2 protein-coding genes are annotated in these 2592 nt (G+C 56.1%); both read left to right on the top strand.

The annotated features are described in order from the left end of the window. The first annotated feature begins 68 nt into the window (after nt 1–68). Nucleotides 69–1883 carry a DNA topoisomerase gene (locus tag QZL71_RS12975; protein ID WP_294649142.1) on the top strand — a complete coding sequence of 605 codons (1815 nt, stop codon included), beginning with the start codon at nt 69–71 and terminating at the stop codon, nt 1881–1883. Further along, nucleotides 1883–2592 (top strand): LPD16 domain-containing protein (locus QZL71_RS12980; protein ID WP_294649145.1); only part of this gene is annotated, 710 nt, incomplete at its 3' end. The genes QZL71_RS12975 and QZL71_RS12980, both read left to right, overlap by 1 nt.

The raw sequence follows: 2592 nt of genomic DNA on the forward strand, positions 1-2592 counted from the left end.
AGCGGAAAAGGTCGATGGCGAATACGTCCAGAAAATCCAGATTTTCTACCGCTTTATCGGCCCATTGGATGCCATCGAGTAACAAAGTCAGAAAAGTCACCTCCGAGAACTATCCTACAGATTCCGGCCGGGAGGGAGAACTGATCTTTCGACTTGTCTACCAGCAAGCAAGCTGCAAAAAGCCCTTTTCCCGGCTGTGGCTGTCCAGCATGGAGGAAACCGCCATCCGGGAGGGCTTTGCCCACCTGAAACCGTCAACTGAATACGATGCGCTGTACAACGCAGCACTCTGCCGGGAACGTGCCGACTGGATGGTTGGCATCAATGCGTCCCGGCTTTTTTCGTGTCTGTACGGTCAGCCGCTGGCGGTGGGGCGTGTTATGACCCCTGTGCTTGCCATGACGGTGGTGCGGGAAGCCGCCATTGCCGCCTTTGTACCGGAGAAATTCTACACGGTTGCCCTGACCCTTGCAGACGGCGGCACCGCATCCAGCAAGCGGTTTGCACAGAAAGTGGATGCCGAACTGCTGCTTTCCAAATGCCGAAAGGAGGGGCGTGTCACGGTACAGAAGATGGAACGCAAGGAAAAGTCCGAAAGCCCACCGCAACTCTATGACCTTACCGCATTGCAGCGGGATGCCAACCGTCTGCTGGGATTTACGGCACAGCAGACCTTGGATTATGCCCAAAGTCTTTACGAAAAACGGCTCCTCACCTACCCCCGCACGGACAGCCGCTTATTGACGGAGGATATGGCGGCATCCCTTCCGGGGCTGGTGACGGACACGGGCAGGGCGTTTGCCGTGGAGGAGCCGATTCCCATCCATGTGCAGCAGGTCATCGATGGCAGCAAAGTCACCGACCACCATGCGCTGCTGCCTACGAAAAGTATGGCGAACGCAGATCTTGCCGCCCTCCCTGCCGGGGAGCGGAATGCCCTGCGGCTGATTGCTGCACGGCTGCTCTGCGCTGTGGGCGAACCGCACTGCTATGCAGAAACTACGCTCACCACCATCTGCGCCGGAGAGGAATTCTCCGCAAAAGGCAAGTTGGTGCTGTCCGATGGATGGAGAGCCATGGAACGAAAAATACTGGGCGAGCTGCTGGACAAGCAGAAAGAACCGGTTGTTCTGCCCGATGTACAGGAGAAGAGCCAGTGCAGCGTTGCCGGTGTAGAACTGAAGGAAGGCCAAACGTCCCCACCGAAATCCTACACGGAAGATACTCTCCTGTCAGCTATGCAGGCAGCGGGTGCGGATAGTATGCCGGAGGGCGTGGAGCGTCAGGGCATCGGCACCCCGGCTACCCGTGCCACCACCATTGAAAAGCTTGTGCAGAAGGGCTTTCTGGAGCGCAAGGGCAACAAGAAAACCAAGGTGCTGCTGCCCACGGATAAAGGAAAAGCCCTCATCACTGTGATGCCCGAAGAAATCCAATCCCCGAAAATGACCGCCGATTGGGAAACAAAGCTGCTGCAAATCGAACATGGCGAAATGGAGCCGAGCGAATTTATGACCGAGATCAATACGATGATTACCGAACTGGTAAAGAACACGGAAATGAAAAAAGGAGCGAATGCACTTATGAAAAGCAAGATTATTGGTGTCTGCCCGAACTGTGGTAAGCCTGTCGTGGAGCGTGAAAAAGGCTGGTTCTGCGAAAACCGGGAGTGCCGCTTCGTGCTGTGGAAGGACAATGCGTTCTTCAAGCGTCTGGGCAAGCGGCTGGACGCTCATGTGGCGGACAAGCTGCTGCGGGACGGCCGGGTCCGCCTGAAGGACTGCAAGAGCGCCAAGGGCAAGACCTACAATGCCACCGTCCTGCTGTCCTGTGAAGCCGATGGCCGCAGCAAGTTTTCGCTGGAATTTGAAGGTGGGTGCTGATGGAGCAGATAAAAGAAGCGGTCTACCTTATCAACGATGAACGCTATCTGCATCTCCGGGAAAACGGTGCAGGAGTCGGTTTTGCCACCTACAACAAGGTAACTGGTGAGCCGCTGGAAAGCGGGCAGATCTCGGAAAAGAACCTGCCGCCCGATGGCAGGAACGCCATTTCTGCCGCCCGGAACTGGTATCTGTTTGAACTTTCGGACGATGACCGCAAGGTCATCCAACAGGAAAGCGTGAAGATCCTCGAAAACATCCCGCAGGCGGGCATCGGCAGGCGGCGCATCTGGGAGCCGGAAACGCTGCCGAAGGATATTCGTCTTATCAACAGCCATTATGATGACCTCTATCGCATTCCAGATGGCGGCGTGATTCAGGTGGATTACCCGGATGGGCGCAGCTTTACGGCACGGGTGGAACATCTGGATGATTACCACTTTGACATGGGCGGTTTGGGCAATGTGTTCCACATCTGCCAGTTTGCCGAAGTCATGGAACGAAACCATGCAGACTTCTACCCGGAGATTCAGACACAGGACGAGCAGGCGGCGTGGGAACTGGGCGGAAAAGGCTACCTTGCCATCCAGTCCTGTGAGGATGGATGGGACTACACCCTCTACCACAGCGATTATTCCGTGATGGACGGCGGGCAGTTGGATGCCCCGGAACTGACCATTCAGGAAGCCCGTGAGCAGATTCTGGAAGC

This window comes from uncultured Faecalibacterium sp. (assembly GCF_900066275.1).
Classification (GTDB): Bacteria; Bacillota; Clostridia; order Oscillospirales; family Ruminococcaceae; genus Faecalibacterium; species Faecalibacterium taiwanense.